This is a genomic window from Streptomyces sp. MMS24-W38 (assembly GCF_059889265.1).
Genome location: NZ_JCBCPP010000001.1, coordinates 3,950,086 through 3,976,254, shown reverse-complemented (window position 1 = coordinate 3,976,254; position 26,169 = coordinate 3,950,086). Strand labels below are relative to the sequence as shown.

General features: G+C 71.7%; 23 protein-coding genes. 8 read left to right on the top strand and 15 right to left on the bottom strand.

What is annotated here, in order from left to right:
• Positions 1 to 22: 22 nt before the first annotated feature.
• Positions 23 to 580 carry an acyl-CoA thioesterase gene (locus AC6F7H_RS17130; protein ID WP_500757828.1) on the bottom strand — a complete coding sequence of 186 codons (558 nt, stop codon included), beginning with the start codon at positions 578 to 580 and terminating at the stop codon, positions 23 to 25.
• Positions 581 to 697: 117 nt separating this feature from the next.
• On the opposite strand from AC6F7H_RS17130, the gene AC6F7H_RS17125 reads away from it, so the two are divergent.
• Positions 698 to 1,981: an LCP family protein gene (locus AC6F7H_RS17125; protein ID WP_500757827.1), complete on the top strand. Its 1,284-nt coding sequence runs from the start codon at positions 698 to 700 to the stop codon at positions 1,979 to 1,981.
• Between the two features lie 69 nt (positions 1,982 to 2,050).
• On the opposite strand, the gene AC6F7H_RS17120 is transcribed toward AC6F7H_RS17125, so the two are convergent.
• Together AC6F7H_RS17120 and AC6F7H_RS17115 are read right to left on the bottom strand one after the other, a co-directional pair.
• On the bottom strand, positions 2,051 to 2,416 hold the full coding sequence (locus tag AC6F7H_RS17120; RefSeq protein ID WP_500757826.1) for a four-helix bundle copper-binding protein: 366 nt from the start codon (positions 2,414 to 2,416) through the stop codon (positions 2,051 to 2,053).
• A 96-nt stretch (positions 2,417 to 2,512) separates the two neighbouring features.
• The gene (locus tag AC6F7H_RS17115) at positions 2,513 to 3,685 is read right to left on the bottom strand and encodes an acyl-CoA dehydrogenase family protein (RefSeq protein ID WP_500757825.1); all 1,173 of its coding nucleotides are present in this window, start codon (positions 3,683 to 3,685) and stop codon (positions 2,513 to 2,515) included.
• A gap of 207 nt (positions 3,686 to 3,892) precedes the next feature.
• Between AC6F7H_RS17115 and AC6F7H_RS17110 the strand changes: the two genes are divergently transcribed.
• Positions 3,893 to 5,236 carry a UDP-glucose dehydrogenase family protein gene (locus AC6F7H_RS17110; RefSeq protein ID WP_500757824.1) on the top strand — a complete coding sequence of 448 codons (1,344 nt, stop codon included), beginning with the start codon at positions 3,893 to 3,895 and terminating at the stop codon, positions 5,234 to 5,236.
• Between the two features lie 118 nt (positions 5,237 to 5,354).
• Here the strand turns inward: AC6F7H_RS17110 and AC6F7H_RS17105 are convergent, their stop codons facing one another.
• Complete coding sequence (locus tag AC6F7H_RS17105; protein ID WP_500757823.1) at positions 5,355 to 5,870, bottom strand: CGNR zinc finger domain-containing protein; 516 nt, start codon at positions 5,868 to 5,870, stop codon at positions 5,355 to 5,357.
• Positions 5,871 to 5,997: 127 nt separating this feature from the next.
• Between AC6F7H_RS17105 and AC6F7H_RS17100 the strand changes: the two genes are divergently transcribed.
• Positions 5,998 to 6,357, top strand: coding sequence for a VOC family protein (locus AC6F7H_RS17100; RefSeq protein WP_500757822.1), 360 nt, complete (start codon positions 5,998 to 6,000; stop codon positions 6,355 to 6,357).
• Positions 6,358 to 6,546: 189 nt separating this feature from the next.
• Here the strand turns inward: AC6F7H_RS17100 and AC6F7H_RS17095 are convergent, their stop codons facing one another.
• The 3 genes from AC6F7H_RS17095 to AC6F7H_RS17085 are packed head-to-tail and all read right to left on the bottom strand — an operon-like array spanning position 6,547 to position 9,466.
• Positions 6,547 to 7,740: a dipeptidase gene (locus AC6F7H_RS17095; RefSeq protein WP_500757821.1), complete on the bottom strand. Its 1,194-nt coding sequence runs from the start codon at positions 7,738 to 7,740 to the stop codon at positions 6,547 to 6,549.
• A 5-nt stretch (positions 7,741 to 7,745) separates the two neighbouring features.
• Positions 7,746 to 8,276: a 5-(carboxyamino)imidazole ribonucleotide mutase gene (gene purE / locus AC6F7H_RS17090; RefSeq protein WP_457459514.1), complete on the bottom strand. Its 531-nt coding sequence runs from the start codon at positions 8,274 to 8,276 to the stop codon at positions 7,746 to 7,748.
• Positions 8,273 to 9,466 (bottom strand): 5-(carboxyamino)imidazole ribonucleotide synthase, encoded by a 1,194-nt coding sequence (locus AC6F7H_RS17085; protein ID WP_500757820.1) that lies wholly within the window; start codon positions 9,464 to 9,466, stop codon positions 8,273 to 8,275. The genes purE and AC6F7H_RS17085 overlap by 4 nt, the downstream gene beginning before the upstream one ends.
• 214 nt (positions 9,467 to 9,680) lie before the next feature.
• Here AC6F7H_RS17085 and AC6F7H_RS17080 point away from each other — a divergent pair, with 214 nt between their 5' ends.
• On the top strand, positions 9,681 to 10,241 hold the full coding sequence (locus AC6F7H_RS17080; protein WP_500757819.1) for a GtrA family protein: 561 nt from the start codon (positions 9,681 to 9,683) through the stop codon (positions 10,239 to 10,241).
• A 52-nt stretch (positions 10,242 to 10,293) separates the two neighbouring features.
• On the opposite strand, the gene AC6F7H_RS17075 is transcribed toward AC6F7H_RS17080, so the two are convergent.
• Positions 10,294 to 11,565 (bottom strand): sensor histidine kinase, encoded by a 1,272-nt coding sequence (locus AC6F7H_RS17075; protein ID WP_500757818.1) that lies wholly within the window; start codon positions 11,563 to 11,565, stop codon positions 10,294 to 10,296.
• A gap of 38 nt (positions 11,566 to 11,603) precedes the next feature.
• Entirely contained in the window at positions 11,604 to 12,281 is a 678-nt protein-coding gene (locus AC6F7H_RS17070; protein ID WP_109383624.1) for a response regulator transcription factor, read from the bottom strand.
• 512 nt (positions 12,282 to 12,793) lie between these two features.
• Between AC6F7H_RS17070 and AC6F7H_RS17065 the strand changes: the two genes are divergently transcribed.
• On the top strand, positions 12,794 to 14,290 hold the full coding sequence (locus AC6F7H_RS17065; RefSeq protein WP_500757817.1) for an oligopeptide:H+ symporter: 1,497 nt from the start codon (positions 12,794 to 12,796) through the stop codon (positions 14,288 to 14,290).
• Between the two features lie 124 nt (positions 14,291 to 14,414).
• Here the strand turns inward: AC6F7H_RS17065 and AC6F7H_RS17060 are convergent, their stop codons facing one another.
• Together AC6F7H_RS17060 and AC6F7H_RS17055 are read right to left on the bottom strand one after the other, a co-directional pair.
• Positions 14,415 to 14,978: an ATP-binding protein gene (locus AC6F7H_RS17060; RefSeq protein ID WP_500757816.1), complete on the bottom strand. Its 564-nt coding sequence runs from the start codon at positions 14,976 to 14,978 to the stop codon at positions 14,415 to 14,417.
• A gap of 308 nt (positions 14,979 to 15,286) precedes the next feature.
• Entirely contained in the window at positions 15,287 to 15,664 is a 378-nt protein-coding gene (locus tag AC6F7H_RS17055) for an STAS domain-containing protein (protein ID WP_500761881.1), read from the bottom strand.
• Positions 15,665 to 15,903: 239 nt separating this feature from the next.
• Between AC6F7H_RS17055 and AC6F7H_RS17050 the strand changes: the two genes are divergently transcribed.
• Both AC6F7H_RS17050 and AC6F7H_RS17045 read left to right on the top strand, forming a co-directional pair.
• The gene (locus AC6F7H_RS17050; RefSeq protein WP_500757815.1) at positions 15,904 to 16,833 is read left to right on the top strand and encodes an RNA polymerase sigma factor SigF; all 930 of its coding nucleotides are present in this window, start codon (positions 15,904 to 15,906) and stop codon (positions 16,831 to 16,833) included.
• A gap of 509 nt (positions 16,834 to 17,342) precedes the next feature.
• On the top strand, positions 17,343 to 18,914 hold the full coding sequence (locus AC6F7H_RS17045; RefSeq protein WP_500757814.1) for a ricin-type beta-trefoil lectin domain protein: 1,572 nt from the start codon (positions 17,343 to 17,345) through the stop codon (positions 18,912 to 18,914).
• 12 nt (positions 18,915 to 18,926) lie between these two features.
• Here AC6F7H_RS17045 and hutI read toward each other — a convergent pair whose 3' ends face one another.
• The 4 genes from hutI to hutU form a co-directional block, all read right to left on the bottom strand.
• Positions 18,927 to 20,096, bottom strand: coding sequence for an imidazolonepropionase (gene hutI / locus AC6F7H_RS17040; RefSeq protein WP_500757813.1), 1,170 nt, complete (start codon positions 20,094 to 20,096; stop codon positions 18,927 to 18,929).
• A gap of 119 nt (positions 20,097 to 20,215) precedes the next feature.
• Positions 20,216 to 21,556, bottom strand: a complete 1,341-nt coding sequence (locus tag AC6F7H_RS17035; RefSeq protein WP_500757812.1) for a formimidoylglutamate deiminase — start codon at positions 21,554 to 21,556, stop codon at positions 20,216 to 20,218.
• The gene (locus AC6F7H_RS17030; RefSeq protein ID WP_500761879.1) at positions 21,553 to 22,755 is read right to left on the bottom strand and encodes an allantoate amidohydrolase; all 1,203 of its coding nucleotides are present in this window, start codon (positions 22,753 to 22,755) and stop codon (positions 21,553 to 21,555) included. Before AC6F7H_RS17030 ends, AC6F7H_RS17035 begins: the two co-directional genes overlap by 4 nt.
• 59 nt (positions 22,756 to 22,814) lie before the next feature.
• Positions 22,815 to 24,539, bottom strand: a complete 1,725-nt coding sequence (gene hutU, locus AC6F7H_RS17025; protein ID WP_500757811.1) for a urocanate hydratase — start codon at positions 24,537 to 24,539, stop codon at positions 22,815 to 22,817.
• Between the two features lie 137 nt (positions 24,540 to 24,676).
• On the opposite strand from hutU, the gene AC6F7H_RS17020 reads away from it, so the two are divergent.
• Positions 24,677 to 26,164, top strand: coding sequence for a type III PLP-dependent enzyme domain-containing protein (locus tag AC6F7H_RS17020; protein WP_500757810.1), 1,488 nt, complete (start codon positions 24,677 to 24,679; stop codon positions 26,162 to 26,164).
• Positions 26,165 to 26,169: the final 5 nt, after the last annotated feature.

Here is a 26,169-nt window from a genome sequence, read left to right as displayed (position 1 = left end):
GCGGAACGTGGGGTCGGTCGGGTCAGCCTTCGATTCCGTCCGCCGCCCGCTTCTCGCGCAGCTCCATGATGGCGCGGCGGCGGGCCAGGCGGTGGGCGCGGCGGATCTGGGCCTCCTGGCTGCGGCGCCGGTCCCGCTCGGTCTCCGGTATCACCGGCGGCACCCGGCGCGGCTTGCCGTCGGCGTCGACGGCCGCGAAGACGAGGTAGGCGGAGCCGACCTGGGTGGGCGGGGCGGACTCGTTCCAGCGCTCGGCCAGGACCCGCACGCCGACCTCCATGGACGTCCGGCCGGTCCAGTTGACCTGGGCCTTCACATGGACCAGGTCGCCGACGCGGACCGGCTCCAGGAAGGCCATCTCGTCCATGGAGGCGGTGACGGCGGGTCCTCCGGAGTGGCGGCCGGCGACCGCGCCCGCCGCGTCGTCGACCAGTTTCATGATCACGCCGCCGTGCACCGTACCCAGCAGGTTGGTGTCGTTGTGGGTCATGATGTGGCTGAGGGTCGTCCGCGACGCCGAGGTGGGCTTGCCCGGGATGTCGGGACTCTCCGTGGGTGCGGCTGGAGCCTGATCTGTCATGGCCTCCACCTTATGCCGAGGTCACATCCGGGGAATTTGTGTCAGCTTGGCAACAGCGCTGCTGTTATTTCCCGGTGACTGGTACGGCACGCGGCCCGGACCTGCACACTGTTGCGCATGACTAACTGGCCCGAGGCATGGCCCCAGGACGACCGCGGCGCCCGCTACGGACGCGGAAGCGGGAGCGCGCAGCCCGAGAGCGCCCGCGTCATGCGACAGGTCCGCCGCGGCTCGGCGGTCCCGCCCGGCCAGGGGGCGTACGGCGGCGGGGTGCCGCAGCAGCCGTCGTACGTGGACGGCCGCGGCCACGGCGGCCACGGCGACTATGAAAGCGACCACAACACCGGCCAGGTCTACGGGTCCCCCGCCGGGGGCGGCTACGGCGGACCGGGCGACGACGGCCGTTACGCGCGGGGTCCCGCGCCGGACTGGCGCCGTCGCATCAAGCTGACGGCGATCACGGTCGCGACGCTGCTGGTCGTGACGACCGTCGGCACCTACTTCTGGGCCGACTCCAAGCTCAACCGCGAGGTCGACCTGTCCATCGTCATCGACCGGCCGGAGGCGGGCGAGGGCACGAACTACCTGATCGTCGGCTCCGACAGCCGGGCCGGGCTGACCGACGAGCAGAAGAAGAAGCTGCGCACCGGGTCCGCCGAGGGCAAGCGCACGGACTCGATGATGATCCTGCACACCGGCAGCAACGGTCCCACCCTGATCTCGCTGCCCCGCGACTCGAACGTGGAGATACCCACCTTCAAGGGCTCCGAGTCCGGCAAGACGTTCCAGGGCACGGGCCGGCAGGTGAAGCTGAACGCCGCGTACGCGGAGGACGGCCCCGAACTCCTGGTCCGCACGGTCGAGTTCAACACGGGCCTGCACATCGACCACTATGTGGAGATCGGCTTCGCCGGCTTCGCGAACATCGTGGACGCGGTCGGCGGCGTGGAGATGGACATACCGCAGGACATCAAGGACACCAAGTCCGGCGCCGACTTCAAGAAGGGCAAGCAGACCCTGAACGGCGAGGAGGCCCTCGCCTTCGTCCGCACCCGGTACGCGCTGGCCGGCTCCGACCTGGACCGTACGAAGAACCAGCAGAAGTTCCTCTCCGCCCTCTCGAACCAGGTGGCGACGCCGGGCACGGTCCTGAACCCGTTCAAGCTGTACCCGACCATGGGCGCGGGCCTGGACTCCCTGATCGTCGACGAGGAGATGGGCCTGTTCGACCTGGCCGGCATGTTCTGGGCGATGAAGGGCGTCAGCGGCGGTGACGGCACCTCCATGAACATGCCCATCGCGGGTTCCTCCGGCGGCAACCTGCTCTGGGACAAGGCGAAGGTCAAGCAGCTGGTGACCCAGCTGAACAACGACGAGAAGGTCACCGTCAAGGGCAACTGACCCCACGACGGGCCGAGGGCACCGGCGAACGGCGCCCTCGGCTGTGTCCGGCGGCTGTGCCGGGCGGTGTCACATCGTGGCGCCCGCCATGGCACGGCAGGACTCGGCACAACGGCGACAGGACTCCGCGCAGCGCGTCATCCGCTCGTCGTCCGGCATGGACATGCACGCCTCGGCGCACAGGTCACAGGCCGTGGCGCACATCGCGCACATCTCGGCGGCGAGCGGCGAGCGGCGCATCATCATGTCGGCGCACATGCGGGTCATCTCGGCGCAGTCCATGAGCGCCCGCATGATCCGTGTGGGGGCCTGGTCGGTCATCTGCAGACAGGAGCTCATGGTCTCCTCGCAGATGCTGTGGCAGGACATGCACGCGTTGACGCAGTCCTGCATCTCCTTGCTCATCGGGGTCGTGGCGGCAGACTGCTGGGTCATGATTCCTCCCGGGGCGGCGAGGGCCGGATTTCTCCCCCGCCCCTCCGTCCTACGCCCGCCGCCCCATGAGCACCACAGGAGGGGCGCAACCCGCCGTCACGGCAGGTTGCGGGCCATGACGATGCGCTGGACCTGGTTGGTGCCCTCGTAGATCTGCGTGATCTTCGCGTCGCGCATCATCCGCTCGACCGGGTAGTCGCGGGTGTAGCCGTAGCCGCCGAGGAGCTGGACGGCGTCCGTGGTGACCTCCATGGCCACGTCGGAGGCGAAGCACTTGGCGGCGGCGCCCTGGAAGGTCAGGCCCCCCTCTCCACCTCCGGCGGCGACGCGCTCGGACCTGGCGGCGGCCGCGTAGGTCAGCTGGCGGGCGGCCTCGATCTTCATGGCCATGTCGGCCAGCATGAACTGCACGCCCTGGAAGTCGGCGATCGGCCGGCCGAACTGCTTGCGCTCCCTGACGTAGCCCTGGGCGTAGTCGAGGGCGCCCTGGGCGATGCCCAGGGCCTGGGCGGCGATGGTGACGCGGGTGTGGTCCAGGGTGCGCATCGCGGTGGCGAAGCCGGTGCCCTCGGCGCCGATCATCCGGTCCGCCGGGATGCGGACCTGGTCCAGGTAGACCTCGCGGGTGGGCGAGCCCTTGATGCCGAGCTTCTTCTCCGGGGCGCCGAAGGAGACGCCCGCATCCGACTTCTCCACGACGAAGGCGGAGATGCCCTGGGAGCGGCGGGCGGGGTCGGTGACCGCCATCACCGTGTAGAACTCGGAGACGCCCGCGTTGGTGATCCAGCGCTTGACGCCGCTCAGGACGTAACTGTCGCCGTCGCGGACCGCCTTGGTCTTCATGCCGGCCGCGTCGGAGCCGGCGTCCGGCTCGGACAGGCAGTAGGAGAACATCGCCCGGCCCTGGGCGAGCGGGGTCAGGTACTTCTTCTTCAGCTCCTCGGAGCCGGCGAGGAGCACCGGCAGCGAGCCCAGCTTGTTCACCGCGGGGATCAGGGAGGACGAGGCGCAGACCCGGGCGACCTCCTCGATCACGATGACGGTGGCGAGCGCGTCCGCGCCCGCGCCGCCGTACTGGTCGGGCACGTGCACGGCGTGCAGGTCGTTCGCGACCAGCGCGTCCAGGGCCTCCTGGGGGAAGCGGGCGTCCTCGTCCACCTCGGCGGCGTACGGCGCGATCTTCGCCTCGGCCAGCGAGCGGACGGCGTCACGGAGCATGTCGTGCTCCTCGGACGGGCGGTACAGGTCGAAGTCAGCCGATCCGGCCAAGGTCTCTCACTCCAAAGACGACGAGGGCGACGAGGGCGACGCTCTGATGACGCTAACTACCGTTAAGTAACCCCCATAGTAGAACTCCCGCCCGTACGGGCGTACGTGAGTTTGCCGACAACGGGCCGGATCTCCCGCTGCGGCGCGCTCTCCGCCCCCGGTTATGCTCGGGCCCGCACCACCTGCCGTATACCCCTTGGAGCACGCATGGCCCTCAGGATCACCGTGATCGGCACCGGTTATCTCGGTGCGACACACGCCGCGGCCATGGCGGAGCTCGGGTTCGAGGTACTGGGCCTCGACGTCGTGCCGGAGAAGATCGAGATGCTCCGGCGGGGCGAGGTCCCGATGTACGAGCCGGGGCTCGATGAGCTGCTGCGCCGGCACGTGGCGGGGATCGAGGGGTCCACCGGCAGGCTGCGGTTCACCATGGACTGGGCCGAGGTCGGGGCGTTCGGCGACGTCCACTTCGTCTGCGTGAACACCCCGCAGCGGCACGGTGAGTACGCCTGCGACATGTCGTACGTCGACTCCGCGTTCGCCTCGCTGGCCCCGCACCTGACCGGCCCCGTGCTGGTCGTCGGCAAGTCGACCGTGCCGGTGGGCTCCGCCGACCGGCTGGCCGCCTACCTGGCCGAGCACGCCCCGGCCGGCGCGGACGCCGAGCTGGCCTGGAACCCGGAGTTCCTGCGCGAGGGCTTCGCGGTCCAGGACACGCTGCACCCGGACCGGATCGTGGCGGGCGTGCGCAGCGAGCGGGCGGAGAAGCTGCTGCGGGAGGTGTACGCCACACCGGTCGGCGAGGGCACCCCGTTCGTGGCGACCGACTTCCCGACCGCGGAGCTGGTGAAGACCTCCGCGAACTCCTTCCTGGCCACCAAGATCTCGTTCATCAACGCCATGGCCGAGCTGTGCGAGGCCACGGGCGGCGACGTGGCCAGGCTGGCGGAGGCCATCGGGTACGACGACCGGATCGGCCCGAAGTTCCTGCGGGCCGGGATCGGTTTCGGCGGCGGGTGCCTGCCGAAGGACATCCGGGCCTTCATGGCACGCGCCGGTGAGCTGGGCGCGGACCAGGCGCTGACCTTCCTGCGGGAGATCGACTCGATCAACATGCGCCAGCGCGGCCGGATGGTGGAGCTGACCCGGCAGGAGCTGGGTGGCGGGGCGTTCCTGGGCAAGCGGGTCGCGGTGCTGGGTGCCACCTTCAAGCCGGACTCGGACGACGTACGGGACTCGCCGGCGCTGAACGTCGCCGGCCAGATACACCTCCAGGGCGGTCAGGTCACCGTGTACGACCCGAAGGGCATGGACAACGCCCGGCGCCTCTTCCCGACCCTCGGGTACGCGGACTCGGCGCTCGACGCGGTGCGGGGCGCGGACGTGGTGCTGCACCTGACGGAGTGGCGGGAGTTCCGTGAGCTGGACCCGGCGGCGCTGGGCGAGGTCGCGGCCCAGCGGCTGGTCCTCGACGGGCGCAACGCCCTGGACGCCGAGGCGTGGCGCGGGGCCGGCTGGCGCTACCGCGCGATGGGCCGGCCCACCGCCTGACGGAGCGAAGGACGCCGGTTCGGCCGAGGCTCAGTCGGCCGAACCGGCGTCCGACTGCATTCTGCACCACGGGGTGGGCCGGGTGGGGCTCCCGGGGCCCGCCGTGCGCCCTCCCTCTTCAGGCTCCCTTCGCGCGGTAACGGCGCATCTTGGCGCGGGCCCCGCACACCTGCATGGAACACCAGCGGCCGCGTCCGGCGGGGCTGCGGTCGTAGTACGCCCAGTGGCAGTCGGCGGCCTCGCAGGCCTTCAGCCTGCTCCAGGTGCCCGCCGTGACCGCTTCCGCCACGGCCGCCGCGATCCGTGAGAGCAGGGGCCCCTCGTCGACGGGGGCGAGGGCGGCGGAGCCGTCCGCCGGGTCGACGGTGACCACCAGCGGGGCGCGCGCGAGCAGCGCGCCGAGCGGGACGACCTCGCGGTGCGGCGGATGGCCGGCGTGGGCGAGCAGGGTCGCGCGCAGCGCCTCGCGCAGCTCGCGTGCCGCCTCGACGCCTGCCGCGTCGTCCTCCGTGAGCCCGAAGCGGACGCGGCCGTCCGCCGTGTCCAGCGCGTCGGCGCCCGTCTCCAGGTCGAGCGTGTTGACGAGGCCCTCGACCAGGGCCAGTCCACCGGGCGCAGCCGATCTCTCACTCATGTCCGGACGGTACCTCTCGCGTCCCCGTGCTTTTCCCCTTGCGACGTTACCTCCTGTGCGGCAGCATGCAGTAACGGTTACTGGTTATCCGCCCCTATGGGTAACCGAGGGATTCGAGGAGGAAGTCATGTCCGTTGCCAAGGTGGGCTCCGTCGTCCTGGACTGCCCCGATCCGCGTGCGCTGGCCGGTTTCTACGCCGAGGTGGTGGGCGGCACGATCGTGGACGAGGGCGACTGGGTGGACCTCCAGGTGCCCGGCGGGCCCACACTCGCGTTCCAGGCGGCCCCCGGACACGTACCGCCCCGGTGGCCGGCGCCCGACCACTCGCAGCAGTTCCACCTGGACCTGACCGTCGAGGACCTGGACGCCGCGGAGAAGGAGGTGCTGGCGCTCGGCGCGAAGCCGCTGGAAACGGAGGACCGCTCACGGACCTTCCGGGTGTACGCGGACCCGGCGGGGCATCCGTTCTGCCTGTGCGCCTGCTGAGCCGGAGGGGTTCCGAGAAGCGCGCAGAGAAGGGCTTTTGGGTGTACGCCGACCCGGCGGGGCATCCGTTCTGCCTGTGCCGGATCGAACAGCCCTGACCGGGCAACACCGGCCGAGCGGGGACGGGAAACGGGGGTGGAGGGCGGGTACGTACCCGCCCTCCACCCCCGTTCAGGTGCGCCGGTGTGCTCAGCCGTCGAGTGACTCGATGGTCGCGTGGGACGGTCCGCGGGTCGCCCGGAGCTCCCGGGCCGTGTCCTCGGCGGCGCCCAGTACCCGTACCGCGTTCTGCCAGGTCAGCTTGGCCAGGTCGGACCTGGACCAGCCGCGGTCGTGCAGCTCGGCGATCAGGTTCGGGTAGCCGGAGACGTCGTTCAGGCCGTCCGGGGTGAAGGCGGTGCCGTCGTAGTCGCCGCCGATGCCGAGGTGGTCGACGCCGGCCACCTCACGCATGTGGTCCAGGTGGTCGGCCACCGTGGCGACCGTGGCGACCGGGCGCGGGCGGCGCTCCTCGAAGGCGGCGTGCACCTTCATCGCCTCCGCGGTGGTCTCCAGGTGATGGAAACCGTGGGCGCGCATGTTCTCGTCGGCCTCGGCCGTCCAGTCGACCGCCGCCTGGAGCACGAACTTCGGTACGAACGTCACCATCGCGACACCGCCGTTGGCGGGCAGCCGCTCCAGTACGTCGTCCGGGATGTTGCGCGGGTGGTCGCAGACCGCGCGGGCGGAGGAGTGGGAGAAGATCACCGGCGCGGACGTGGCGTCCAGCGCGTCCCGCATGGTCGTGGCGGCGACGTGCGAGAGGTCGACCAGCATGCCGAGCCGGTTCATCTCGCGGACCACCTCACGGCCGAACGCCGACAGGCCGCCCACTCCGGGCTCGTCCGTCGCCGAGTCCGCCCAGTCCACGTTGTAGTTGTGGGTGAGGGTCAGGTAGCGCACGCCGAGGTCGTACAACCCGCGCAGGGTGCCGAGGGAGTTGGCGATGGAGTGGCCGCCCTCCGCCCCCATGAGCGAGGCGATGCGGCCCTGTCCGCGCGCGGCCTCCATGTCGGCGGCGGTCAGCGCGGGCGCCAGGTCCTCCGGGTGGCGGGCCAGCAACTGCCGTACGCAGTCGATCTGTTCCAGAGTGGCCGGCACCGCGTCGGGCAGGTCCGCGCGGACGTACACCGACCAGAACTGGGCGCCCACGCCGCCCGCGCGCAGCCGGGGGATGTCGGTGTGCAGGTGCGCGGCCTGGTCGTCGGCGATGTTCCGGGCGTCGAGGTCGTAGCGGACCTGTTCGCGCAGTGCCCAGGGCAGGTCGTTGTGTCCGTCCACGACGGGGAAGTCGGCGAGGAGGGAGCGGGCGGCGTCGAGTGAGGAACCGTCAGCAGTGGTCACGGGGCTCACTTCCCGAAGCCGAAGCCGTTGCCGGAGCCTTCGGCCCTGGCGCGCAGGCGCTTGCCCTTCTCCGTGGCCTGGTCGTTGAGGTCCTGCTGGAACTCCCGCATCCGGCCGAGGAGTTCCTCGTCGTGGGCGGCGAGCATGCGAACCGCCAGCAGGCCCGCGTTGCGGGCGCCGGCCACCGAGACGGTGGCGACCGGGACACCGGCCGGCATCTGCACGATGGAGAGCAGGCTGTCCATGCCGTCGAGGTGCTTCAGCGGCACCGGGACGCCGATGACGGGCAGCGGCGTGACCGAGGCGAGCATGCCGGGCAGATGGGCCGCGCCGCCCGCACCCGCGATGATCACCTTCAGCCCCCGGTCCGCGGCCTGCTCGCCGTAGGCGATCATCTCGCGGGGCATGCGGTGCGCGGAGACGACGTCGACCTCGTGGTCGATCTCGAACTCGTCGAGGGCCTTGGCCGCGGCCTCCATGACGGGCCAGTCGGAGTCCGATCCCATGACGATGCCGACTACGGGGCTGGGGCTCATTCGGTGATCGTGCCTCTCAGGTAGCCGGCTGCGTGACGGGCGCGTTCCAGCACGTCGTCCAGGTCGTCGCCGTAGGTGTTGACGTGGCCGACCTTGCGGCCGGGCTTCACGTCCTTGCCGTACATGTGGATCTTCAGCTGGGGGTCGCGGGCCATGCAGTGCAGGTACGCGGAGTACATGTCGGGGTAGTCGCCGCCGAGGACGTTGGCCATGACCGTCCACCTGGCGCGCGGGCGCGGGTCGCCGAGCGGGAGGTCGAGGACGGCGCGGACGTGGTTGGCGAACTGGGAGGTGATCGCGCCGTCCATGGACCAGTGCCCGGAGTTGTGCGGACGCATCGCGAGTTCGTTGACGAGGACGCGCCCGTCGCGGGTCTGGAACAGCTCCACGGCGAGATGGCCGACGACGCCGAGTTCCTTGGCTATGTTCAGCGCCATCTCCTCGGCGCGCAGCGCGAGGGCCTCGTCGAGGTCGGGGGCGGGGGCGATCACCGTGTCGCAGACGCCGTCGACCTGCTGGGACTCTACGACCGGGTAGGCGACGGCCTGGCCGTGCGGGGAGCGGACCACGTTGGCGGCCAGCTCGCGCACGAAGTCGACCTTCTCCTCGGCCAGCACCGGGACGCCGGCCTTGAAGGGCTCGGCGGCCTCCGCGGCGGAGTCGACGACCCACACGCCCTTGCCGTCGTAGCCGCCGCGGACGGTCTTGAGGACCACCGGGAAACCGCCCGCCCGTCGCCCACCGCCACCCTTGCCGGAGGGCACTTCGTGCCCGCCCCTTTCGAGCTCCGCCGCGAAGGCGGCGACGTCCTCCGGATCGGTGACGATGCGGTGCCGCGGACAGGGCACGCCCATCGCGTCGAGCTTCGCGCGCATCACGCCCTTGTCCTGGGCGTGCACCAGCGCGTCGGGGCCGGGGCGGACGGGGATGCCGTCCGCCTCCAGGGCCCTGAGGTGCTCGGTGGGCACGTGCTCGTGGTCGAAGGTGATCACGTCGCAGCCGCGCGCGAAGGCGCGCAGCGTGTCCAGGTCGCGGTAGTCGCCGACGACGACATCGCTGACGACCTGCGCCGCGGAATCCTGCGGAGTGTCACTGAGGAGCTTGAACCTGATGCCGAGCGGGATGCCCGCCTCGTGTGTCATACGAGCGAGCTGCCCCCCGCCGACCATGCCGACTACCGGGAACGTCACACCCCCAGGGTATCGGTCGAGCCGCGGTGGCCGATTCCACGGCGGTTTCCGGCCCCCTTGGTGATCAGCCCGTGCCCTCCGGCCTTTCACCGGTCATTCCCGGACGGTCCGCGGCCGAGAGGACCGTCCGCAGGAAGATCACGAGAAGGGGTGGTTAGCATGGTGTGGTTGACGCCACTCTGACGCCACACTACGGACGGGGGCCGGCACGACCATGGGACGCGGTTCCTCGGGGCCTTCGACAGCCCCGGCCCCGCGCGGCACCGTGCGACAGCGCCTCGATCAGCTCGTCCGTGAGGTCGTGAAGTTCGGCGCGGTGGGCGGAGCCGGGCTGCTGGTCAATCTCCTCGTGTTCAACCTGGTCCGGCAGGTGACCGACCTCCAGGTGGTGCGAGCGAGCGTCATCGCGACCGTCGTCGCGATCATCTTCAACTACCTGGGCTTCCGCTACTTCACCTACCGGGACCGCGACAGATCCGGACGCACCAAGGAGATGTCGCTGTTCCTGCTGTTCAGCGTGGTCGGGCTGGTGATCGAGAACGGCCTGCTGTACACGGCGACGTACGGGTTCGGCTGGGACAGCCGGCTGCAGAGCAACATCTTCAAGTTCCTCGGCATCGGTGTCGCCACCCTGTTCCGCTTCTGGTCCTACCGCACCTGGGTGTTCCGCGCGCTGCCGGCCCGCGAGCCGGGCACCGGGAGCGCGGCGGGAGTGGGCGCGGGTCCCGTCGCCGAGGGCGGGGCGAGGCCACCTGCCCGGCAGCGCGTGCCGTAGGCGCCGACGGCCCCGCCTGCCCTCTGGCCCCCCGGACCGCCCGCTCCGTCCGCTACCTGACCGTGCGGCGGTCGTCGTCCCGGGACTTCCGCGGCGGGGTACGGGACAGGAACAGGCCGAAGACCGGGGGCTTGGCCTGGAGCATCTCCAGTCGGCCGCCGTCCGCCTCCGCGAGGTCCCGGGCGACCGCGAGGCCGATGCCGGTGGAGTTGTGGCCGCTGATCGCCCGTTCGAAGATGCGGGCGCCCAGGTCGGCGGGCACCCCGGGGCCCTCGTCCGTCACCTCCACGACGACCTGGTTGCCGGTGACCCGGGTGCGCAGGGCGACCGTGCCGCCACCGTGCATGAGCGAGTTCTCGATCAGGGCGGCCAGCACCTGGGCGACCGCGCCCGGTGTGCCCACCGCCCGCAGGTTCCGCTTGCCGGAGCTGACGACGGCGCGGCCGACACTGCGGTAGGCGGGACGCCACTCGGCGAGCTGCTGCTGGATCACCTCGTCGAGTTCGAAGGTGACCGCGGAGCCGTTGCGCGGGTCGCGGGCGTTGGTCAGCAGCCGTTCCACCACGTCCGTGAGGCGTTCCACCTGCGTCAGCGCGATGGCCGCCTCCTCCTTCACCGTGTCCGGGTCGTCGGTGAGGGTGATCTCCTCGAGGCGCATGGACAGGGCGGTGAGGGGGGTGCGCAGCTGGTGGGAGGCGTCGGCGGCCAGTCGCCGTTCCGCGGTCAGCATGCGGGCGATGCGCTCGGCGGAGGAGTCCAGCACATCCGCGACCCGGTCCAGCTCGGGGACGCCGTACCGCCGGTGGCGGGGGCGCGGGTCGCCCGAGCCGAGGCGCTCGGCGGTCTCCGCGAGGTCGGTCAGCGGGGAGGCGAGCCGGTTGGCCTGGCGGACCGCCAGCAGCACCGCGGCGATCACCGCCAGCAGCGCCACCAGCCCGATGATCAGCAGCGTACGGCCGACCTCCCGGGTCACCGAGGAGCGCGGCTCCTGGACCGTGACCGTCTCGCCCTCCTCGCCCGGGGCCGTGGCGCTGATGACGTCGCCCTCCGGTTTGTCGCCCACCTCGATGGGCGCCCTGCCGGGGATGCGGATGACGGCGTAGCGGTCCTCGGTGATCTGGTCACTCAGGACCTCGGCGGTGACCTTCTCCTCGACGAGCAGTCGGCTGTCGACGATGCTGGCCAGCCGTACGGCCTCGGACTCGACCCGTTCCCTGGCGGTGTCGCTGATGGTGCGGGTCTCCACGATCACCAGGGACACGCCGAAGACGGCGATCACGACGAGCACCACGGCGAGCGTGGACTGGATCAGTCGGCGGCGCATGACCTCTTACCTGAAAGAACCCCCTGCGGTGGCGGGGTTCAGCTCTTCTCGAAGCGGAAACCCACGCCCCGGACGGTCGCGATGTAGCGGGGGTTGGCCGCGTCGTCACCGAGTTTCTTGCGCAGCCAGGAGATGTGCATGTCGAGGGTCTTGGTGGACGACCACCAGGTGGTGTCCCAGACCTCGCGCATCAGCTGGTCACGGGTGACGACCCGGCCCGCGTCCCGGACCAGGACCCGTAGCAGGTCGAACTCCTTGGCGGTGAGCTGGAGTTCCTCCTCGCCCATCCACGCCCGGTGCGACTCGACGTCGATGCGCACGCCGTGGGTCGCGGGCGGCTGCTGCGGCTCGGTGGCACCGCGCCGCAGCAGGGCCCGTACCCGGGCGAGCAGTTCGGCGAGCCGGAACGGCTTGGTGACGTAGTCGTCGGCGCCGGCGTCCAGACCGACGACGGTGTCCACCTCGTCGGCGCGCGCGGTCAGGATCAGGATGGGAACCGTGTGGCCGTCGGAACGCAGCCGGCGGGCGACCTCCAGACCGTCCATGCCGGGCAGCCCGAGGTCCAGCACCACCAGGTCGATGCCGCCCTGCAGGCCTGCGTCGAGCGCGCTGGGTCCGTCCTCACGCACCTCCACCTCGTAGCCCTCCCGGCGCAGGGCACGGGCCAGCGGCTCCGAGATGGACGCGTCGTCCTCGGCGAGCAGTACACGGGTCATGCACTGATGGTAGTCCCGCCGCGACACGGTCCGGGGTGTGATCACGGCGGCCGGTTCCTACCGCGCGCACACCTGTTCCTCACCTCGGGGGCTCGCGAGAGGGACCTGGAACTGTGGGGTGCGATCCTGAGAAGAACCTTCGAATGAGTGATCACGGTTCCCCCGGAACCTGTGATCCCTGTCTCAAGTCCTTCCATATCAGGCACTGTCCTGCCGTATGGTGAACCAACGCCTGTTGCACCACGGGGACCTTTGGCGCAGTTGCCGCTGAAGGTCTCTTTTGCGTGCCGGTCGGCTTCCCGCCGGCCTCGTAAGCAATGACCTATGGCCGGGCCGCTACGCGCATCGACGCGCGTAGCGGCGTGGATCCCGGTGGTCGCCGTCCCCCGCTCCGTGCTCCGGAGCGGACTCCCCAGGGGCGTGGGGTGGACGGCACGGCCCGCCGGTGCCGGCCGCCCCCCACCGGGCGCGTACCCGCTTGCGCTACGCGTCCCGACCAGCAAGGAACGACCATGGCGTCCAGCCTGACGAAGGACTCGGTCTCACCCGGCACCCCCGGCTCCGAGAAGACCTTCTTCGGCCACCCCCGCGGACTGGCCACTCTCTTCATGACCGAGATGTGGGAGCGGTTCTCCTACTACGGCATGCGAGCTCTGCTCCCGCTGTACCTCGTCGCCCCGGGCGGCATGGGCCTGAACGTCGGCACGGCGACGGCCATCTACTCGGTGTACGTGTCGCTGGTGTACCTGCTCACGATGCCGGGCGGCTGGTTCGGCGACCGCGTTCTGGGCCCGCGCAAGACCGTCGCCGTCGCCGGCGCGGTCATCATGCTCGGCCACCTGACGCTGGCCCTGCCGTCCGCCGGCACCTTCTACGCGGGCCTCGGCCTGGTCGCCCTCGGCTCCGGTCTACTGAAGGCCAACATCTCCACGATGGTCGGCCAGCTCTACGACGGTCCGGACGACCCGCGTCGTGACGGCGGCTTCACCATCTTCTACATGGGCATCAACCTCGGTGCCTTCTTCTCGCCGCTGATCATCGGCACCGTCGGTGAGAGCGTCAACTGGCACCTGGGCTTCGCGCTCGCCGCGGTCGGCATGGGGCTCGGCGTGCTCCAGTTCCTGCTGGGCAGCCGTCACCTCGCCGCGCACTCCAGCGTCGTGCCCAAGCCGCTGTCCGCCGCGGAGAAGTCCTCCACGCTGCGCAAGGCCGCCCTCTGGGCCGGCATCGCCGTCGTCGCCTACGCCATCGTCGGCTTCTCCGGCAACTACACGCTGAACTGGGTCCTGGTCCCGCTGACGCTGCTCGGCCTGATCATCCCGGTGCTGGTGCTGGTCCGGATCAAGCGCGACCGGAGCCTGGACCAGGCCGAGCAGTCGAAGATGTCCGCGTACATCTGGTTCTTCGTGGCCGCGGCCGTCTTCTGGATGATCTACGACCAGGGCGGCTCGACCCTGGCGATCTTCGCCGACTCGTCGGCCGAGAACAGCGTCCTCGGCTGGGAGTTCCCGGTCTCCTGGTACCAGTCGGTCAACCCGGTCCTGATCATGGCGCTGGCCCCGGTCTTCGCCTGGTTCTGGCTGGCGCTGAACCGGCGCGGCAAGGAGCCCAGCACGATCGTGAAGTTCGGCTCCGGTCTGGTGCTGGTCGGCGCGTCCTTCTTCCTGTTCCTCGCCCCGCTGTCCATCGCCGAGGGCGGTCACAAGGCGGCGGCGATGTGGCTGGTGGCGATCTACTTCACGCAGACCGTCGGTGAGCTGCTGCTCTCCCCGGTCGGCCTGTCGGTCACCACGAAGATGGCGCCCGTGAAGTACGCCTCGCAGATGATGGGCGTGTGGTTCCTGGCCGTCACCGCCGGTGACGCCACGACCGGCCTGCTCTCCATCGCCGGCGTCGACCTGAACGGGTCGGGGGTCGTCGCGATGGAGGCCACCCTCGCCGTGGTCGCCGGTGTCGCGGTGTGGATGTACCGCAGCAAGGTCAAGTCGCTCATGGGCGACATCCGCTGACCCGCTGAGCCCGGCCGGCTCGCCGGCCACCGTCTCGCGACGGAGGGCCCCGCGTCCACGTACCTGTGGATGCGGGGCCCTCCGGGCGTTCGCACGGCGGGCGGCGCGGGGCGCCGCCGTCCGGTCAGGCGGGTGCCCCGAGTTCCGCCCACACGGTCTTGCCCGTGATGCCCGGGGTGCGTACGACCCCCCAGTCGAGGCAGAGCCGCTGGACGATGAACATGCCGTGGCCACCGGGCCGGCCCGACCGGTGCGGGGTGCGCGGGGCCGGCTGGCCGGTGCCCCGGTCGGTGACCTCGAGCCGGATCATCTTGTTGTCGTAGACGATGCCCAACCGGTCGGGCCCCTCGGCGTGCAGGCAGGCGTTGGTGACCAGTTCGGACACGACGAGCAGGACGTCCTCGGCGGCGGCCCGCCGGTCGGCGGTGGCGGCGGGCAGCCAGCCCCACGCGTGCAGCGCCTGGCGGGTGAAGTCACGGGCGAGGGGCACGACACCGCTCTGGTCGTCGAAGCTCAGCCGACGGACCTGACGCCCTCCCGGCGAACCCGGCGACCCGGACGACGGCCCCGCCGGCCCGGACGACACGGCCACCTCTCCGGACGCGCTCGCCGTCGGCGCGCCGCCCCCGGGAGCGCCGCTGGGCTCCGGACCGCGGTCGCCCGGCGGGTAGGGCCGGGTGGTGCTCATCAGCGCTTCACCTCACCGATTCACCAGTTCATGGTTTCAAAGAATCCGTATTCAGTCAGTCGCACGGTGCGGGATCGTCCGGTTCTCGGTATCCCCGCGACCATGGCAGCGGACACATCCAGCTTGTCTCCTGCCCCGGGCGCCCCGGGGAACACTTCCGCGTTCGCACGAGGAAGGCGCGACGGCAGGGAGGTGAGACGGAGGGTGGTGCGGGGAGGGACACGTCGCGGGACGGGAAGAAAAACGCGCCGGAGGGAGAACGCCGGTCCCGGGACCCGCCCCGGGGTGGCGCCGGCCTGTCCGCGCGGTCATCCGGAATCGTCGGCGAGGGCCGCCTCGAGGCTGTCATGAAGGGTGAACACCGCTTCCGCCCCGGTGATCTCGAACACGCGTGCGACCATGGATCGCATCCCCGCGAGGTGCACCCCGCCCCCTGCGGCGTCCGCCTTCAGCCGGGCACCGAGCAGTACGTTGAGCCCGGTGGAGTCGCAGAACTCCAGCCGGGAGCAGTCGATGACAAGCCGGTTGAATCCCTTGGCGAGGCAGTCCTCCAGTGGCTCACGCAACAGATCGGCGGTGTGGTGATCCAACTCACCCGCCGGGGTCACGACGGCACTGGGGCCTTCTTCTCGCACCTCGACCAGAAGCCGGCCCGACTGTGCGCTGCCGACCGTCCCGCGGTCCATGCCGACCCTCTCTCCCATCGGTCGTGACTGCTGCTGACGCTGTCGAACATTACGCCCTACCGCCACGCTCCGACAGCCGAACAATCAGCCGTAAGCGGACATATGGCAACAGAACTCACTTGCGATGAGCTCGTGGAAACGGGTAGGGCTAGTAAGGACACGTACCCGACACGGCCGGCTTTGGAGGCGCCGCACACCGCAGTGCACGTAACGGCATCGGCAGCCATACGCCGAGAACGATGGAGGACATCATGTCACCCCGGCTCGACGAATCGCGTACCCAGAAAGCGACGTCGACACTCCCTCCGGAACATCTGGCTCCCATCGAGCAGGACGACATGGGTGTCGTCCCGGACGACGGCCTCCTCGCCGGCCTCCCGGAGATCCCCCCTTATGACGAGGTGGACCCGGTCGACGCGCGGGCGTTGTCCAAGAGCCTCTTCGAGCGGCTGGAATCGCTGGAGGAAGGCACCCACGAATATTCGTACGTACGCAACACGCTCGTCGAACTGAACCTGGCCCTGGTCAAGTTCGCCGCCTCCCGGTTCCGCTCGCGCAGCGAGCCGATGGAGGACATCATCCAGGTCGGCACCATCGGTCTGATCAAGGCGATCGACCGCTTCGAGCTTTCGCGCGGTGTGGAGTTCCCCACCTTCGCGATGCCGACCATCATCGGCGAGATCAAGCGTTTCTTCCGTGACACCTCGTGGTCCGTGCGCGTACCGCGCCGGCTGCAGGAACTCCGGCTCGACCTGGCCAAGGCCGGCGACGAGCTGGCCCAGCAGCTCGACCGGTCCCCGACCGTGGCCGAACTGGCCGAGCACCTGGGCATCTCCAAGGACGAGGTCGTCGAGGGCATGGCGGCGTCGAACGCCTACACCGCCTCCTCGCTGGACGCGCAGCAGGAGGAGAACGACGTCGAGGGCGCGTTGGCGGACCGGATCGGTTACGAGGACCACGGACTCGAAGGCATCGAGTACGTCGAGTCGTTGAAGCCGCTGATCGCCGAACTGCCGCCGCGCGACCGCACAATCCTCTCGCTGCGCTTCGTCGCCGGAATGACCCAGTCGGAGATCGGCGAGGAGCTGGGCATCTCACAGATGCACGTCTCCCGGCTGCTGTCGCGCACGCTGGTGCGGCTGCGCAAGGGGCTGACCGTGGAGGAATGACGGTCGGGGACCGACGGGGCCGCGCCCCGTGCCCTGTCGGCGCCGGACGCCCCCCGCGGGCACCGGGCGCCGACAGGGCGCGGGGCGCGACGCGTTACCTGCGGTCACCCCTTTCCCCGCGGGCCTTCTTCCTCCACTATGGGCACGCCCAGACCGGCTGGTATGTCAGGACGACGGGTCCGCCGGACAGGGCTGGGGCCTGTCCGGCGGATCAGGTCGCAGGAAATCGACGGTGCCTTGTCGACGCGGGTGAGCGGGGGCGATGGGGGTCCCTCCCGCTCGTGGGGGTCCCTCCCGCTCGTGGGGGTCCCTCCCGCTCGAGCGAAGCCGAGAGTGGGGGAGAAGCCGAGAGTGGGGGAGAAGTCGAGAGTGGGGGAGCGTCCAGCTGCAAGGCCGAGGAGGGCGTCGACGCGATGGGGGTCCCCCCTGCTCGAAGAGCTCGGGGGAGGGCGTGCCGGCCCCCGTGGCTGCGGCATGACCCGACGAACAGGCCCTCTAGGAGGCGGTGCATGGATCGGGGCAAGGAGGCCGTCAATGGTGACGGGCTCGGCGACGGACACCCGGGTGCGCACGCGGGCGCGTCCGACATCCGGCTGACCGAATCGCTGCGCGCCGACACCTCGGCCGCGTACTCGGCGCTTCAGGAACTCCGCGCCCGGCACGGCCCGTCCGTGCTCGCCTACGCCCGCCAGTGCACCACGGGCGACTCCGGCGCGCGTCAACTCGCCGCGCAGGCCTTCACGGACGCCGCCCGCGAGACCGCCCGCGGTACCGATCCCGGCGGCCCCCTGCGCCACCGGCTCCTGCTGCTGACCGCCCGGGTGGCGGCGACCTGGGCCACCGACGGGCGGGCCGGCGGGCTCGACGCCGGCCTGCACCTCGTACTGAGTTCGTCCGGTCCCGACGGCCCGGTCCCGTCCATGCTCGCCGCCTTCCGGACACTGCCGTACCGGGCGCAGGGCCTCATCTGGTACGGCATCGTGGAACAGGAACCCGCGGACCGTACGGCGACGTTCCTCGGCCTCACCCCCCAGGACGTGGCCTACGGCACCCGGCCCGCGCTGGAGTCGCTGGGCCGGGCCTGTCTGCGGTCCCGCCTGGCCGCCTCGGACGATCCCCGGTGCGTCGGCTTCCGCCGGCTCATCGAGGAGTCGGTACGGTCCGACGGCCCCCGCGCCAGCGCCGACCTGAACACCCACATGGCCCGCTGCGGGCACTGCGCCGCGGCCTACGAGGAACAGCGCGCCCTGCGGGAGGCACCGCGCACCACCCTGGCCGAGGGGCTGCTGCCGTGGGCGGGCACGTCGTACGCCGCCCCCCTGCCGGGGCCCGCCGAGCCGTCCGCCGGCCCCGGTGCCTCGGTCGGGACGTGGCCGCTGTCCCGGCGTCTGGTGCTGGCCTCGACGGCACTCGGCGTGGCCGTGGTGCCGCTGCTGCTCCTGCTGTTGTCACCGGCCGGCACGCCAGCCGAGCACGCCTCACAACCGGGCCCCACCCTGGCGATCCCGCCACCCGTCACCGTGACCGCCACCCCCTCACCGCCCCCCACCGCGTCCGCGACGCGCTCCCCCGCACCGTCCCCCACGAAGACGACCGGGAAGCCCAGCCCGCCGGACACACCGCACCCCACGCCGTCCCCGACACCGCCCCCCACGCCGTCCGCCACACCCACGTACCCGCCGCCGGGCGGCGCGTACGCGCAGGTGGTGAATCTGGCGTCGGACCTGTGCCTGGACATCGACGGTGACCTGGAGAACCGCACGGACGTGGTCACGGCACCCTGTGACTCCTCCCGCTCCCAGCGGTGGCGGGTCGACGCGGAGCGCGGTGTGCTGCAGTCCTACGCCGACTCCGACTACTGCCTGGACAGCCGTGGCGCGGTGGACCGGGGGGTCGGCATCTGGGAGTGCGACTCGGTGGACGGGCGCAACGGACAGAACCTGCGCTTCGCCGTCGACGCCCGTGGGGTGATCCGCCCGGCCATCGCGCCGGACCATGCGGTGACGCCGACCGGAGGCGACTCGGTGTCCCTGGCCGGGGAGGCGGGGCGGGCGGATCAGCGGTGGCGGGCCGGGGCCTGAGCGGCCCGCTGGTCAGAGCACGCGGACGCCGCGCCGCCACACTCCGCCGACCAGCGGGACGCCGGGGCGGTAGGCCAGGTGGACATGGCTCGGGGCGTCGAGGAGGACGAGGTCGGCGCGGGCGCCGGGGGTGAGACGGCCGATGTCGGTGCGCCGCAGGGCCGCGGCGCCGCCCGCGGTGGCCGACCAGAGGGCCTCGTCGGGCGTCATCCCCATGTCCCGCACGGCGAGCGCGACGCAGAACGGCACCGAGGACGTGAAGGACGACCCCGGGTTGCAGTCCGTGGACAGCGCGACGGTGACGCCCGCGTCGAGCAGCCGGCGGGCGTCCGGCCACTCGGCCCGGGTGGAGAACTCGGCGCCCGGCAGCAGGGTCGCCACCGTGCGGCTGTTGGCCAGGGCATCGACGTCCGGGTCGGTGAGGTGGGTGCAGTGGTCGGCGCTGGCCGCGTCGAGTTCGACGGCGAGTTGGACGCCGGGACCGTGGGAGAGCTGGTTGGCGTGGACGCGTGGGTGCAGGCCCTTCGTCCTGCCCGCGGTGAGGATCGCGCGCGCCTGGTCGCCGTCGAAGGCGCCCTTCTCGCAGAAGACGTCGATCCAGCGGGCGTGCGGCGCGCAGGCGTCCAGCATCGCGCCGGTGACCAGGGCGACGTAGCCGGCCGGGTCGTCGGCGTACTCGGGGGCGACGATGTGGGCGCCGAGGTAGGTGACCTCGTCGGTGTGGCGGGCGGCCAACCGCAGGGCGCGGGCCTCGTCCTCGGCGGTGAGGCCGTAGCCCGACTTGGTCTCGAGGGTGGTGGTGCCCTGGCGGAGCGCCTCGGTGAGGAGGCGCGTCAGGTTCGCCTCCAGTTCCGCGTCGCTCGCGGCCCGGGTGGCGGCGACGGTGGTGCGGATACCGCCCGCACTGTAGGGGCGGCCGGACATCCGGGCGTTGAACTCGTCGGTGCGGTCGCCCGCGAAGACCAGGTGGGAGTGCGAGTCGACGAAGCCCGGGATCACCGCCCGGCCCCCGGCGTCGACCCGATTGTCAGTGGCGGGTGCTTTGCTCGTTTCACCGGTCCACACGATGCGGTCGCCGTCCATGACGACGGCCGCGTCCCGGACCGGACCGAGGGGAGAGTCGCCGAGGGAGGGGTCGTTGGTGACCAGCGTGGCGATGTTGACGATGGCGGTGCTGCTCATGGCGTCCTCGTGGGTGGCGGCGGTTGCGGGGCCGGGGGGCGTCCTCAGGCGCTCGATGGCCAGGCGCTCGATGTTCAGGCGCTCGATGGCCAGGCGCTCGATGTTCAGGCGCTCGTTGTTCAGTCGCTCAGTGACTCGATCGCCTGCGCGAGGGCGTGCGGCACATCGGGGACGAGGGTGTGCACCCCGTCGCGTACGACGTGCCGGCCTGCCACGATCGTGTGCCGTACGTCGGCCGCCGTCGCGGCGAATACGGCCGTCTCGGCGCCGAGTCGGGGCGGTGGCCCGGCAGTTCTGACCGACTCCAGCGTGAGGGTGGTCAGGTCGGCGAGCGCTCCGGGCTCGATGGTGCCCGCCCGTTCCCAGCCGAGTGCGGCGTGGCCGTCGGCGGTGGCCGCCCGCAGCAGGGCGTTCGCCGTCCAGTGGCCGCGGGTGCGGGTGCGCAGGCGCTCGTTGAGCTCCAGGGCGCGTGCCTCCTCCAGCAGGTCGATGACGGCGTGGCTGTCCGAGCCGAGGGAGAGCGGAGAGCCCCGGCGCTGGAGGGAGGCGGCGGGGCCGATGCCGTCGCCGAGGTCGCGTTCGGTGGTGGGGCACATGCAGGTGCCGGTGCCGCTGCCACCGATCAGCGTCATGTCCTGGTCGGTGAGGTGCGTGTTGTGGATGCCGGTGGTGCGCGGTCCGAGCACTCCGTGGTCGGCGAGGAGGCGGGCCGGGGTGCGGCCGTGCGCCTCCTGACAGGCCTCGTTCTCGGCGGTCTGCTCCGACAGGTGCACATGCAGCGGGGCCCGCCGCTCCTCGGCCCAGCGTGCCACGGTCGCCAGCTGACGGGCGGGCACGGCCCGTACGGAGTGGATGGCGGCACCGATCCGCGCGTGATCCCGTTCCTTGAGAACCGAACAGCGTTCCGCCCAGGCCTCGGCGGTGCCGTCGGAGAAGCGGAGTTGGTGGGTGCCCGGCGGCTCGCCGAAGCCGGCGGACAGATAGGCGGCGTCGAGGAGGGTGATGCGGATGCCGGCCTCGGCGGCGGCCGCGATGAGGGCCTCGCCCATGGCGTTGGGGTCGGCGTAGCGGGTGCCGCCGGGCGCGTGGTGGACGTAGTGGAACTCGCCGACGGCGGTGATGCCGGCGAGGGCCATCTCGGCGTACACGGCGCGGGCGAGCCGGTGGTAGTTCTCGGGGGTGAGCCGGTCGGCGACCGAGTACATGACCTCGCGCCAGGTCCAGAAAGTTCCGGAGCCCACCTGGACGGTGCCGCGCAGCGCGCGGTGGAAGGCATGGCTGTGGGCGTTGGCCAGACCGGGGAGCGTCAGGCCGCGCAGCACCTCGGCGCCGTGCGGCGGGGCGGGTGTCCCCGGGCGGACGGCGGTGATGCGCCCGTCCGCGACCTCGACGCCGACGCCCGACTCGACGTAGGTGCCGAGCCAGGCGTGCTCCAGCCAGTACGTCCGCGGGGTGGTCACGTGCGAGCCAGTCCTTCCAGTACGTCGGCGAGGGCGAGCACCCCGGCCACGCAGTCGTCCTCGTCGGCGTGCTCGGCCGGGGAGTGCGAGACGCCTGTGGGGTTGCGCACGAACATCATGGCGGTCGGGATGCTCGCGGAGAGGATTCCGGCGTCGTGTCCGGCACCGGTGCCGAGGACGGGGACGGGCGCCGCGCGGTCGCGGCCCAGGATGCGGGCGAGTTCGTCACGCAGGGCGTGGTCGAACTCGACGACGGGTGTGCGGGACTCGCGGACCACGTCCAGCTCCACGCCGTGGGCGGCGGCGTGCTCGCGGGCCTCCTTCTCCACCGCGTCGACCACGGTGTCCAGGCTCGGCTGGTCGACGGCGCGGGAGTCGAGCCAGCCGCGCACCAGGGAGGGGATGGCGTTGACACCGTTCGGTTCCACGGCGATCTTGCCGAAGGTGGCGACGGCACCGGCGAGTTCGGCCTCGCGGCGGGCGGCCAGGACGGTCTCGGCGTACGGCAGCATGGGGTCGCGGCGGTCGGCGAGGCGGGTGGTGCCGGCGTGGTTGGCCTCCCCGCGGAAGTCGAACCGCCAGCGGCCGTGCGGCCAGATGGCGCCGGCGATGCCGACCCGGTCGCCGGACAGGTCGAGGGCCCGGCCCTGTTCGACATGCAGTTCGACGAAGGCGCCGATGCGGGCGAGCCGTTCGGGATCGGGGCCGATGGCGTCGGGATCGTGTCCGGCGGCCTCCATCGCCCGGGGCAGGGTGGTCCCGTCGCCGTCGGTGAGGCGGTGCGCCTGCGCGCGGGTGAGCAGGCCGGCGGTGAGCCGCGAGCCGACGCAGGCGAGCCCGAAGCGGGCGCCCTCCTCGTCACCGAAGTTGACGATGCCGAGGGGTCGGCTGAACGACGTTCCTCTCCGGCGCAGTTCATCGAGGGCGGCGAAGGCGGAGACGACTCCGAGGGGCCCGTCGAAGGCGCCGCCGTCCGGCACGGAGTCCAGGTGGGACCCGGTGACCACGGCGTCCCCGTCGGCGGGGTCGCCCAGCCAGGCCCACTGGTTCCCGTTCCGGTCCACTTCGTGGCGCAGCCCCCGCAGTTCGGCCTGGGTGGCGAACCAGGCCCGGCATTCGGCGTCGGCGCCGGTCCAGGCGTATCGCCGGTAGCCGCCGGTGCCGGGGCGGCGACCGAGGGGGAGCAGTTCGCGCCACATCGCCTGGAAGGTGGCCGGTGGGGCCGGTGCAGTGCCGTGGGTCCCGCTCTCGTCGTGGGTCACGCGCTCTCGTCCTCACCCTCGCGACCCTCGTGGTCTTCGCGACCCTCGTGGTCTTCGTGCCCTTCTCGGCCTTCGCGCATCGGCACACGCACCCCTCGCTCCGACGCCACCGAGTCCGCGATGTCGTATCCGGCGTCCACGTGCCGGATGACGCCCGTTCCGGGGTCGTTGGTGAGCACGCGCCGGATCTTCTCGCCGGCCAGACGGGTGCCGTCGGCGACCGTCACCTGGCCGGCGTGCAGGGAGCGGCCCATGCCGACGCCGCCGCCGTGGTGGACGGACACCCAGGACGCCCCGGACGCCACGTTCACCATCGCGTTGAGCAGGGGCCAGTCGGCGATCGCGTCGGACCCGTCGAGCATGGCCTCGGTCTCGCGGTACGGGGAGGCGACGGAGCCGCAGTCGAGGTGGTCGCGGCCGATGACCACGGGGGCGGACAGCTCGCCGCTCGCGACCATCTCGTTGAACCGCTCGCCGGCCTTGTCCCGCTCGCCGTATCCGAGCCAGCAGATGCGCGCGGGCAGGCCCTGGAAGTGGACGCGTTCACCGGCCAGTCGGATCCAGCGGGCCAGGGACTCATTCTCCGGGAACAGCTCGAGGACGGCCCGGTCGGTCTTCGCGATGTCGGCGGGGTCGCCGGACAGGGCGGCCCAGCGGAAGGGGCCCCTGCCCTCGCAGAACAGCGGGCGGATGTAGGCGGGGACGAAGCCGGGGAAGGCGAAGGCCCGCTCGTATCCGGCGAGTTCGGCCTCGCCCCGGATGGAGTTGCCGTAGTCGAAGACCTCGGCCCCGGCGTCCATGAAGCCGACCATCGCCTCGACGTGCCGGGCCATGGACCGGCGGGCGCGGGTGGTGAAGCCGGCCGGGTCCTTGGCGGCGGCGTCGGCCATGTCCTCGAAGGCGACCCCGGCGGGCAGGTAGGCCAGCGGGTCGTGGGCGGAGGTCTGGTCGGTGACGATGTCGACGGGAGCGCCCAGGGCGAGGAGCTGCGGGAGCACCTCGGCGGCGTTGCCGAGGACGCCGATCGACAGCGGTCGGCGGGCGTCGCGGGCCTCGGTGGCCAGCCGCAGGGCGTGGTCGAGGGAGTCGGCCCGCACGTCCAGGTACCGGTGCTCGATGCGGCGGTCGATGGCGCGGGGGTCGCAGTCGACGCAGATCGCGACGCCGTCGTTCATGGTGACGGCGAGCGGCTGGGCGCCGCCCATGCCGCCGAGGCCGGCGGTCAGGGTGATGGTCCCGGCGAGGGTGCCGCCGAACTTCTTGGCGGCGACGGCGGCGAACGTCTCGTAGGTGCCCTGGAGGATGCCCTGGGTGCCGATGTAGATCCAGGAGCCGGCGGTCATCTGCCCGTACATGGTCAGGCCGAGGGCCTCCAGGCGGCGGAACTCCTCCCAGTTGGCCCAGTCGCCGACGAGGTTGGAGTTGGCGATGAGGACGCGCGGGGCCCATTCGTGGGTCTGCATGACGCCGACGGGACGGCCGGACTGGACGAGCATCGTCTCGTCCTGCTTCAGGGTCCGGAGGGTGCGGACCATGGCGTCGAAGGAGCGCCAGTCGCGGGCCGCCTTCCCGGTGCCGCCGTAGACGACGAGCTGGTCGGGGTGTTCGGCGACCTCCGGGTCGAGGTTGTTCTGCAGCATGCGCAGAGCGGCTTCCTGGGGCCAGCCCAGGGCACTCGGTTCGGTGCCGCGCGGCGCTCGGACGACTCGGGGTCCTGACATGGTCCGCCTCCTGGTGACGTGCTCCCGCCCTTACCGCAGATATTCACACATTCGCAGCCTGAATAGAGCTAGTCAATACGGCCGGTGTGCCGGTGCGGGCGGCCGGGCGGTGTTTGGCTGGGCGTGTGGGTACTGGCATGGAGAACACCGAGAACCCCGAGAAGACCATGAACGCCGAGGAGGCGAGGGAAGCGGTGGCTCATGACGAGGGCGGGCCGGGCGACGAGGGCGGCCCGGACAGCGGGACCGAGCCGGGAGCCGGGCGGGCGACCCGGCGGGACGAGGCGGTGCGGGCCGCGGTGGAACAGGGGCTGCTCGGCCCCGGCCGCCCCCTGACGGCCCTGCTCGACGTCACCGGCATCCGGGAGTCTGCGGCCGAGCTGCGGGCGGCCTTCGCGGCGGTGACACCGCCCGGCACACCCGTGCTGCACGCCTTCGCCGTGAAGGCGACCCCGCTGGTGCCGGTGCTGCGGCTGCTGCACACGGAGGGCATCGGGGCTGAGGTGGCGAGCCCCGGTGAGCTGGCGCTGGCGCGGGCGGCGGGCGTGCCCCCGGAGCGGACGGTGCTGGACTCACCCGCCAAGACACCGGCCGAGCTGCGGGAGGCACTGGCGCTGGGCATCGCCGTCAACGCGGACAACCCGCAGGAGCTGGCGCGTGTCGACGCCCTGCTGGCCGACGCCCCGGCGCGGCCGGCCGGTCTCCGCTCCTCCCACGCCCCCCGTTCCTCCCCCTCCTCCTTTGGCATTCGGGTGAACCCGCAGGTCGGCGGTGGCGCCATCGAGGCGCTGTCCACCGCCACGGCGACCTCGAAGTTCGGGGTGGCGCTGCGCGACGAGGGAGCGCGGGAGTGGGTCGTGCGGGCCTACCTGGACCGGCCGTGGCTGACCCGGCTGCACACGCACACCGGCTCCCAGGGCATCGCGCTGCCCCTGATGGCGAGGGGTGTGGCGGAGACGTACGCGCTGGCGGAGGAGATCAACCGGCGCGCGGGGCGGCAGCAGGTCGACACCGTCGACATCGGCGGCGGCCTGCCGGTGAACTTCGCCTCCGACGCGACCGACCCGACGTACGCGCGGTACGCGCGGCTGCTGAAGGAGACCGTGCCCGGACTGTTCGACGGGCGGTACGGGCTGGTCACCGAGTTCGGACGGTCACTGCTGGCCAAGCACGGCACGGTCGTCGCCCGGGTGGAGTACGCCAAGAGCGCCGGCGGGCGTCCGGTCGCGGTGACGCACGCGGGCGTGCAGGTGGCGACCCGGACGGTGTACGCGCCGGCCGCGTGGCCGCTCAGGATCGCCGCGTACGACGCCAAGGGGTTGCCGAAGGAGGGCCCCGCGGTGGTGCAGGACGTGGCGGGGCCGGCCTGCTTCGCGGGCGACCTGCTCGCCCAGGGACAGGCGCTGCCCCTGCTGGAGCAGGGGGACTACGCGGCGGCGCTGGACACGGGCGCGTACTACTTCGCCCACCACTACGCGTACAACTCGCTCCCCCGCCCGGCCGTCCACGGTTTCACCGCCGACGGCCCCGGCCGGGTCACGTTCGCGCTCGTACGCCCGGCCCAGAGCGTCGAGGAGATCGTGGCCGAATCGGGCGGTGCCCACGTGGACGCCCTGATCTCCTGACCACC

Excerpts from the sequence above, each read along its gene's own strand:
- AC6F7H_RS17110 (WP_500757824.1), top strand. The coding sequence starts at position 3,893 with ATGGCCCTCAGGATCACCGTGATCGGCACCGGTTATCTCGGTGCGACA.
- hutI (WP_500757813.1), bottom strand. The coding sequence starts at position 20,096 with ATGAGCAGCACCGCCATCGTCAACATCGCCACGCTGGTCACCAACGAC.
- hutU (WP_500757811.1), bottom strand. The coding sequence starts at position 24,539 with ATGTCAGGACCCCGAGTCGTCCGAGCGCCGCGCGGCACCGAACCGAGT.
- AC6F7H_RS17065 (WP_500757817.1), top strand. The coding sequence starts at position 12,794 with ATGGCGTCCAGCCTGACGAAGGACTCGGTCTCACCCGGCACCCCCGGC.
- AC6F7H_RS17030 (WP_500761879.1), bottom strand. The coding sequence starts at position 22,755 with ATGTGGCGCGAACTGCTCCCCCTCGGTCGCCGCCCCGGCACCGGCGGC.
- AC6F7H_RS17050 (WP_500757815.1), top strand. The coding sequence starts at position 15,904 with ATGGAGGACATCATGTCACCCCGGCTCGACGAATCGCGTACCCAGAAA.
- AC6F7H_RS17130 (WP_500757828.1), bottom strand. The coding sequence starts at position 580 with ATGACAGATCAGGCTCCAGCCGCACCCACGGAGAGTCCCGACATCCCG.
- AC6F7H_RS17045 (WP_500757814.1), top strand. The coding sequence starts at position 17,343 with ATGGATCGGGGCAAGGAGGCCGTCAATGGTGACGGGCTCGGCGACGGA.
- AC6F7H_RS17120 (WP_500757826.1), bottom strand. The coding sequence starts at position 2,416 with ATGACCCAGCAGTCTGCCGCCACGACCCCGATGAGCAAGGAGATGCAG.
- AC6F7H_RS17075 (WP_500757818.1), bottom strand. The coding sequence starts at position 11,565 with ATGCGCCGCCGACTGATCCAGTCCACGCTCGCCGTGGTGCTCGTCGTG.
- AC6F7H_RS17125 (WP_500757827.1), top strand. The coding sequence starts at position 698 with ATGACTAACTGGCCCGAGGCATGGCCCCAGGACGACCGCGGCGCCCGC.
- AC6F7H_RS17105 (WP_500757823.1), bottom strand. The coding sequence starts at position 5,870 with ATGAGTGAGAGATCGGCTGCGCCCGGTGGACTGGCCCTGGTCGAGGGC.
- AC6F7H_RS17070 (WP_109383624.1), bottom strand. The coding sequence starts at position 12,281 with ATGACCCGTGTACTGCTCGCCGAGGACGACGCGTCCATCTCGGAGCCG.
- AC6F7H_RS17055 (WP_500761881.1), bottom strand. The coding sequence starts at position 15,664 with ATGGACCGCGGGACGGTCGGCAGCGCACAGTCGGGCCGGCTTCTGGTC.
- AC6F7H_RS17020 (WP_500757810.1), top strand. The coding sequence starts at position 24,677 with ATGGAGAACACCGAGAACCCCGAGAAGACCATGAACGCCGAGGAGGCG.
- AC6F7H_RS17060 (WP_500757816.1), bottom strand. The coding sequence starts at position 14,978 with ATGAGCACCACCCGGCCCTACCCGCCGGGCGACCGCGGTCCGGAGCCC.
- AC6F7H_RS17080 (WP_500757819.1), top strand. The coding sequence starts at position 9,681 with ATGGGACGCGGTTCCTCGGGGCCTTCGACAGCCCCGGCCCCGCGCGGC.
- purE (WP_457459514.1), bottom strand. The coding sequence starts at position 8,276 with ATGAGCCCCAGCCCCGTAGTCGGCATCGTCATGGGATCGGACTCCGAC.
- AC6F7H_RS17100 (WP_500757822.1), top strand. The coding sequence starts at position 5,998 with ATGTCCGTTGCCAAGGTGGGCTCCGTCGTCCTGGACTGCCCCGATCCG.